The following is a 7,966-nucleotide window of genomic DNA, read 5'->3' on the forward strand; positions in this document are numbered from 1 at the left end:
CGCGAGCCGCGAGCCGCGAGCCGCGAGCCGCGAGCCGCGAGCCGCGAGCCGCGAGCCGCGAGCCGCGAGCCGCGAGCCGCGAGCCGCGAGCCGCGCTGGGGCGGTGTGCCCGTAGCCTTTCGGGGTGGCCATGCACGCTAGCCAGCCCCTCCGCGTCCCCGTCGGCGGCGACGCCGGGCGATGGAGCACCTTCCACGGTGAGAAGACCCTGGTCGTAGCGGCCCGCACGGTGACCTCGACCGTACGGGTCCTCGAATGCCTGCCCGCCCTCCTGCGCGGGGACGGGCGCGTCACGGTCGTCTTCGCCCACGACCCCACCTCCGCCTTCAACGACGGGGTGCTGGATCTGCTGCACGACGCGGGCTGCCGGGTCATCCCCTGGGAGCAGGTGAGCCGGGCGGACCCCGATCTGATCCTCACGGCCAGCGAGAACATCGATGTCCCGGTGGGGCATTGCCCGGTCCTCGTCCTGCCGCACGGCGTCGGCTTCCAGAAGCAGGTGCCCGACGCCCGTGCCCCGGGCGACCGGCTGTCGGGGGTCGTGCCGGACGGCCTGCTGGAGTCCGGGCGTGCCTGGCTGGCCATTTCGCACCCGAGCCAGGAGGAGCAGTTGCTCTCCTCCCATCCGAAGGCGGCCGGTCGCACCCTGCTCGTGGGCGACCCGTGCTACGACGAACTGCTCGTCAGCGCCGGACGGGCGGACGCGTACCGGCGGGCGCTCGGCGTTCCCGGCGGGCACCGGCTCGTGGTGCTCAGCTCCACCTGGGGTCGCAGCTCGCTGATCGGACAGGATCCGGGACTGGCGGCCCGGGTGCTGGCCGCGCTCCCGTACGACGAGTTCCGGGTGGCGGCGATCGTGCACCCCAACGTCTGGGCGGGGCACGGTTCCTGGCAGATCCGCAATCTCCTCGCCCCGGCGCTGGAAGCCGGCCTGATGCTCGTCCCGCATGTCCACGCCTGGCGGTCCGCGCTCGTCGCGGCGGACATCGTGGTCGGTGACCACGGCTCGGTGACCCTGTACGGGGCGGCGCTCGGCAAGCCCGTGCTGCTGGGGGCCTTCGGCAGCGAGGCCGTCGACGGCACGGCCGCGGCCGCGCTCGGGCGGACCGCGCCCCGCCTCGACGCGCGGGGCGACGTCCACGCACAGATCGCGTCCGCCCTGGCCGGGCAGGCTCCGGACCGGTTCGCCGCGGTCGCCGCGGGGGCGTTCGACCGGCCGGGGCAGTCCCTGGCGCGGCTGCGCGCCGCGCTCTACCACCTGCTGGACCTCGCGGAACCCGGGCCCGCTCCCCCGCCCGAGCTGTATCTGGCCGAGCCCGAGGCGACCGGGGCGGACGTCACCGCCTGGACAGTCACCACCGCCCTCTCCTCGGACGACGGTCCGGGCGTGGTCACCGTGCGCAGGCGGCCGGCGGCGGTGCCGGGCGAGGGCGCGGACGAGACCGCCACCCGCTTTCGCCACCTCGCCTGTGACGAACGGGAGCCGGAGCGGAGGCTGCTGGAGAGCGCGTCGGTGCTGCTGCGCGGGGCTCCCGCCCCCTCGGCGTCGGCCGCGCTCCTGTGGGTCGGGGACACCCTGGAGCGCCTGCCGGGGTGCCGCCTCGCCGCTGCGGCCCTGCGCGGGGGCGGATACCTGGCGGGGCTGCGCGACGGCCGGATCGTGGAGACGACCGTGACGGGCCCGACGGCCCACCCGGGGCTGCCCGCCGCGGTCGTCTACGCACTGCTGCGGGCCGCCGCTCCGCTGGACGACGCCGTGGTGACCCTGCGGGTCGGGGCGCGCGAGGAGGACGTGGCGATCCGGCTGCGCGCACCGTCGCCGGGCGGCGCCCGGCGCTGACCGGGGGCGCCCGGTCTCCGTCCGTCAGTCGGCCGCCGGTCCTCCCGCCAGCCGCTCGCGGAGCTCCTCCGCCCGGGGGCTGCCGCCGGCCTCGTAGATCTCCAGGGCGCGCTCCAGGCTGGAGCGTGCTGCGCACGGGTCGCCAGGGGGACGTGCCTCGATGTCCGCGAGCGCCACGAGCGCCTGCGCCTCGTAGTGGGTGGCCTCCTGGGCGCGAAGCGTCTCGGCGGCCGCGCTCAGCGCCGCGGTCGCCTCCCGCCTCTCACCGAGGTGGTCGTGCGCGAGGCCGATGGCCATGCGCACGCGGGCCGCCATCCGCGCGTCCTTCCGTGCGGTGAGCTGTTCGTGGGCGTCGCGCAGGGTGTCCAGTGCCGCGCGGGAGTCACCGGCCGCGTCCTGGGCGCAGCCGAGGAAGTAGGAGGCTATGGCCGCGCCCCGGTGCTCGTTCGCCGCCGTGTTGAGGTCGAGTGCGCTCCGGTAGGCCGCCATGGCCCGAGCGGGGTCGGTGCGGTCCCAGTACCGTCCGGAGAACTCCTGCACGGAGGCGCGGACGACCAGGTGATCCGACACCTCGGCGCAGGCCTCGGCGGTGTCCAGCGCGCGCCGGGCCGCCTCGTGGTCGCCCAGGTCCATCAGCGGGCGTGACAGCAGGCTGCGCAGGCGCGCCTCGGCCGCGGGCACCAGTGCCTCCGCTGCGGCGGCCGCGCCGAGTTCGAGCGATTCCCGCCAGTCGCCGAGGTGCCGGTGGTGCAGGAACAGGACGGTGAAGGCCTCCGCGAGCTGCCACACCTCCGTGTGCAGGGTCTCCTCGCGGGCGGCGGCCCGCAGCACGCCGAGGATGTTGCGGTGTTCGGCCTCCAGCCAGGCCAGCGGCTCCGGTCCGTCCTCGGCTCCGAAGGGGTCGGGAAGGTCGGCGAGCAGGTGCGTGAGGTCGGCGATCCGCAGCCGGTCCAGCCGGACGGCCCGGTCGGCGAGTGCGGTGAGGGCCAGGTAGTGCAGCGTCACGCGCCGTACGAGAGCGGGCCGTTCGGCCGGCGGCTCCTCCTGCGTCGCGCGTTCGGCGGCGTGCAGCCGTACGAGGTCGTGGAAGCGGAAGCGCCCGTCCGGCGTCTCCTCCAGCAGACTGGCCCCGGTCAGCTCTTCGAGCGCGTCCGCGGTACGTTCCGGGTCGAGGCCCGCGGCCACCGCGGCGACACCGGCGTCGAAGACGGCTCCCGGGTACCAGCCCATCAGGCGGTAGAACCGGGCTGTTTCCGGGGCGAGTTCACGGTAGGCGAGGTCGAATGCCGCGGCCACGGACCGGTCCTTTCCGAGGGACATGCCGGCCAGTCGGCGCGGCTCGTCGGCCAGTTCCGCCGCGAGACCCGCCAGGGTGAGACGCGACTCGGTCGCCAGCCGGGCGGCGGCCACGTGCAGCGCCACCGGCAGCCCGCCGCAGAGCCGCACCACCTCGTCCGCCGCGTCCGGGTCCGCCGCGACGGTCCCGGCCCCGCAGCGGTCGGCGAGCACCTTCAGGCCGCTCTCGCGGTCGAGCGGCTCCACGGGCATCATCCGGGCGCCGTCCAGGGCGAGTTCCCCCAGCCGCGAGCCGCTCGCCACCAGCAGCACGCTGCCCCTGCCCTTCGGCACGAGCGCGGCCGCCTGGGAGGGGTCGGTGACGTTGTCCAGGAAGACCAGCAGCCGTTTGCCCGCGGTCCTGGTCCGCAGGAGCCTGGTGCGGTCCGCGAGCGCGGTGGGGATGTACGCCGCGTCGACCCCCAGGGACTTCAGGCAGCACCACGCGGCCTCCGAGACGTCGGCCCCCGCCGTCCCGCCCCGCAGGGTGGCGAAGTCCACGTAGATCTGCCCGTCGGGGAACGACTCGCGCCCCTGTTCCGCCCAGCGGGACACCAGCGTGGTCTTGCCGACGCCCGGCAGTCCGTACAGCGCCCCGAAGCCGACGCTCGCGCCGTCGGGGTCGCGGACGAACAGGCCGTCGAGCAGATCGAGCGCCCGCTCCCGGTTCCGGAACCGTACGGTCAGGGGCGGGATCTCGTCGGGGGCGGTCGATTCCCCGGCGGGCGCGGCCGGCTCCACGTGGAAGGTGATGCCGCCGTGGATCGTGGCGGCCTGCACGACCGGGCCGTGGCTCGTGCCGGAGAAGTCGTTGCGCGAGGCGGTGTGCCGGGGCCCGTCGCCGGAACTCGGGGTTGTCACGCGGTGCCCGGACCCCGCCGGGGCGTGGGGGGCACGCCGTCGTTGACCCACTGAGCCATGATCACCGGGGCGTTGTAGTGGCCGCCGCTGATCGTGTTGTGGTTGATCGCCACGGCGGGGCCGGCGGCCTGCTGGGGCGCCAGGTCGTCGAGGATGGCCCGCAGCTCCTGCTCGGCCTCGGGGTTGTCGCGCAGAGCCCGGCGGATCCTGATCCGCCACTCGGCCGCGACGTCCGCGGCACCGTCCTCGTCACCGCTCCGGCGTGCGGCGATCAGTTCCTCGCGGGACTCCTCCAGCTCGGCGTCGATCGCCTCGACGTTCTCGCCCCGGCCCAGGAACCGGGACAGCCGCCCGCGCACCTGCGTCCACGCCTCCGTCGCCATCAGCCCCACGAAGGTCGTCGCACCCGATGCCGCCAGTGCCGTCAACTCGGCTTCCACCGAACCCCCTCTGCCTCGCCTGTCGTCCCGTCCGGGCACGCGACCCGTCACTGGTGCAACCGTAGAGAGCGAACAGCGCCTTCGGAAGCGGAATCGAGGGCGCGGCGCAGGGCAGTTCCGGCCATGCCGGGGCCGTCACCCCCTTGCGGGGGCTCCCCCTCCCCCGCGACCGAGGGCGCGCCGGACACGTGATGAGGGATGATGGAGGGGGCCACGACACGGCGACGCTCCGCTGACTTCGTCGGCCGACGGCCCGGAAGGGCGGTCGCCATGTCCGCAGCCGGAGTGAGCAGGGCGGTCGCCGCGCTGTTCATCGCGCTCCTGCTGGCCGTGATCGCGGGGTGCGCGGGCGGGGGCGGTGAGTCGCCCTCGTCCCGCAGCAGCTCTCCCTCCGATACGGGCGGGGCCGCCGAGGTGCTCGCCGTGAAGATCGACAACGTGGCGCCCGCACGCCCCCACACCGGGCTGGAGAAGGCCGACATCGTCTACGTCGAGCAGGTGGAGGCGGGCCTGAGCCGTCTTCTCGCCGTCTACTCCTCCGATCTGCCGCCGGTGATCGGCCCGGTGCGCAGCGCGCGGGAGACCGATCTGGAGCTGCTGCGGCAGTTCGACCGACCGAAGCTGGCCTTCTCGGGGGCGCAGAGCAGGCTGCTGCCGGTCATCGACCGGGCGCCGCTGGACGCCGTACCGCCGTCGAAGGCGCCGGGGGCGTACTTCCGGGGCCCGGACCGGCCGGCGCCGCACAATCTCTACCTGCGGCCGGAGCGGATCCCGTTCGCGGCCTCCGGGGTGAACGCCGTAGCGGAGCTGGGGCTCACGTTCGGCTCGCCGCCTGCCGGCGGAGAGCCGGAGGACAGCCGGACCGTTCGCTACCCGTCGGCATCGGTGACGTTCACGTGGTCCGCCGGGAACGAGCGGTGGCTCGTCTCCCTGGACGGCTCCCCCGCCCGTACGACCGAGGGCGGACGGCTCGGGGCCGGTACGGTCGTCGTCCAGGACGTGGACGTCACGGAGTCGGAATTCCGCGACCGGTCCGGGAACAACAGCCCGTTCACCGAGACCGTGGGGTCGGGGGACGCGGTCGTGCTGCGGGACGGCCGGGCGTACGACGCGCGGTGGGCGCGCCCGTCGGCCGACGCGGACACGGTGTACACCGCTTCCGACGGCCGGCGCGTGGAGCTCGCCGAGGGACCGCTGTGGATCCTGTACGCGCCGCGCGGGTGAGGCGGGTGGGGGAAGAACGTCCGGCCGGTGGAGGGACCCCGCCGGCCGGACGCCCCGGGCAGACGGTTTCCTACTGCCAGACCTTGATGTGGTCGATGCTCATCTTCTGCGGGAAGCGGGTGGTGGCGTCGGGCGGGCCGGGCCAGTCACCACCGACCGCGTTGTTGAGGATGAGGAGCCGCGCCGAGGTGTACTGGCACGTGGCGGTGTACCACGGGCTTCCATGCGAACTCCTTGCGCTGTGAGGGGAAAAGGCCGAGAGAGCGCTCCCCCACAGTCGGGAGCGTGGCGGGGGCGGCGTGAACCGTCAAGAGTTACGGCCGAGTTGATTCCAGATGCCACAAGGAAGACGTCCGACTTATCCCGCTGATGCCAAGTCAACTCCTGGTCAGCTTTCAGGAGATGAAACATCTGCCCCGCCCGGGGAGTCGAGGCGTCAATCCCGCGCACAACTCTTGACGCGACGGAAACACGGGAGAATCATTCGGCTACCGAGAGAGCGCTCTCTCCCCCTCGTGGGAGAACGCGCCCACATCCGTACCCACCCCCGCCCACCTGACCTTCCAGGAGACTCAGACATGTCCGTTGCCCTCGTCAGACCCTCGCGGCCTCCCCTGGCCGCATCCCGTCGCTGGCGCACGCTGGCCCTCGCGGTCATCACGGCCCTCGTCGCGACGCTGCTCGCGGCCGTGCAGGCGGCTCCGGCGCAGGCCGCTCCGGTCCTGCTCTCCCAGGGCTCCACGGTGACCGCCTCCAGCCAGGAGAACGGCGGCACCGCGGCGGGCAACGCCGTCGACGGGGACGCCGGGACCCGCTGGTCCAGCGCGTTCGCCGACCCCCAGTGGATCCGGATCGACCTCGGCTCCCCGGCGGCTCTCAGCCGGGTCGAACTCGCCTGGGAGGCCGCGCACGCCAAGAGCTACCGCATCGAGCTGTCGACCAACGGCAACGACTGGACGACCGCCTACAGCACCACCACATCGGCGGGCGGCAACGAGACCCTGAACGTCTCCGGCGACGCCCGTTACGTGCGGCTGACCGGCACCCAGCGGGGCACCGGCTACGGCTACTCGCTCTGGGAGTTCAAGGTCTTCGGTACGCGGGACGGCGGCGGACCGGAGATTCCGGGTGGCGGCGACCTCGGCCCGAACGTCCATGTCTTCGACCCGTCCACCCCGAACATCCAGGGCAAGGTCGACGAGATCTTCCAGCAGCAGGAGGAGGCCCAGTTCGGCAGCGGCCGGCACGCGCTCCTCTTCAAGCCGGGCACGTACAACAACATCAACGCGCAGATCGGCTTCTACACCCAGATCGCGGGTCTCGGCCTCAACCCGAACGCCACCACGTTCAGCGGCGACGTGACCGTGGACGCGGGCTGGTTCAACGGGAACGCGACGCAGAACTTCTGGCGTTCGGCGGAGAACCTCACCCTGAACCCGGTCAGCGGCACCAACCGCTGGGCGGTCTCCCAGGCGGCACCGTTCCGCCGCATGCACGTCAAGGGCGGGCTCAACCTCGCGCCCGACGGATACGGCTGGGCCAGCGGCGGCTACATCGCCGACTCCAAGATCGACGGCACGGTCGGCCCCTACTCCCAGCAGCAGTGGTACACCCGCGACAGCTCGGTGGGCGGCTGGACCAACGCCGTGTGGAACATGACGTTCTCCGGCGTCCAGGGCGCGCCGGCGGCGAGCTACCCGACCCCGCCGTACACCACGCTGGACACCACCCCGATCTCGCGCGAGAAGCCCTTCCTCTACCTCGACGGCAACGAGTACAAGGTCTTCGTCCCCGCGAAGCGCGTCAACGCACGGGGCGTCTCGTGGGACGGCGGCGCCCAGCAGGGCGAGTCGATCCCGCTGAACCGCTTCTACGTCGTCAAGCAGGGCGCCACGGCCGCGACGATCAACGCCGCGCTCGCGCAGGGGCTCAACCTGCTGTTCACACCCGGGGTCTACCACATCGACCAGACCATCAACGTGAACCGGGCGAACACCGTCGTCCTGGGTCTCGGCCTGGCCACGATCATCCCGGACAACGGGGTGACGGCGATGAAGGTCGCCGACGTCGACGGGGTGAAGCTGGCGGGCTTCCTCATCGACGCCGGTCCCGTCAACTCGCGGACTCTGCTGGAGGTCGGGCCGCAGGGCGCGTCCGCCGATCACTCGGCGAACCCCACCTCGCTCCAGGACGTGTTCGTGCGGATCGGCGGCGCGGGCCCCGGCAAGGCGACCACGAGCATCGTCGTGAACAGCGACGACACGAT

At 73.2% G+C, this 7,966-nt stretch carries 5 protein-coding genes; 3 read left to right on the forward strand and 2 right to left on the reverse strand.

Features of this window, described 5'->3' with window-relative positions; translation table 11 throughout:
- Nucleotides 1-130: 130 nt before the first annotated feature.
- Nucleotides 131-1,840, forward strand: coding sequence for a hypothetical protein (locus ACFWRV_RS36090; protein ID WP_384340384.1), 1,710 nt, complete (start codon nucleotides 131-133; stop codon nucleotides 1,838-1,840).
- 24 nt (nucleotides 1,841-1,864) lie between these two features.
- Here ACFWRV_RS36090 and ACFWRV_RS36095 read toward each other — a convergent pair whose 3' ends face one another.
- Nucleotides 1,865-4,036, reverse strand: a complete 2,172-nt coding sequence (locus tag ACFWRV_RS36095; RefSeq protein ID WP_384340377.1) for an NB-ARC domain-containing protein — start codon at nucleotides 4,034-4,036, stop codon at nucleotides 1,865-1,867.
- Entirely contained in the window at nucleotides 4,033-4,476 is a 444-nt protein-coding gene (locus tag ACFWRV_RS36100) for a hypothetical protein (protein ID WP_384340378.1), read from the reverse strand. The genes ACFWRV_RS36095 and ACFWRV_RS36100 overlap by 4 nt, the downstream gene beginning before the upstream one ends.
- A gap of 270 nt (nucleotides 4,477-4,746) precedes the next feature.
- Between ACFWRV_RS36100 and ACFWRV_RS36105 the strand changes: the two genes are divergently transcribed.
- The gene (locus ACFWRV_RS36105) at nucleotides 4,747-5,700 is read left to right on the forward strand and encodes a DUF3048 domain-containing protein (protein ID WP_384340380.1); all 954 of its coding nucleotides are present in this window, start codon (nucleotides 4,747-4,749) and stop codon (nucleotides 5,698-5,700) included.
- Nucleotides 5,701-6,278: 578 nt separating this feature from the next.
- The coding region (locus tag ACFWRV_RS36110; protein ID WP_384340382.1) for a discoidin domain-containing protein at nucleotides 6,279-7,966 on the forward strand (1,688 nt) is incomplete at its 3' end.

Source organism: Streptomyces sp. NPDC058576 (assembly GCF_042718715.1).
Classification (GTDB): Bacteria; Actinomycetota; Actinomycetes; order Streptomycetales; family Streptomycetaceae; genus Streptomyces.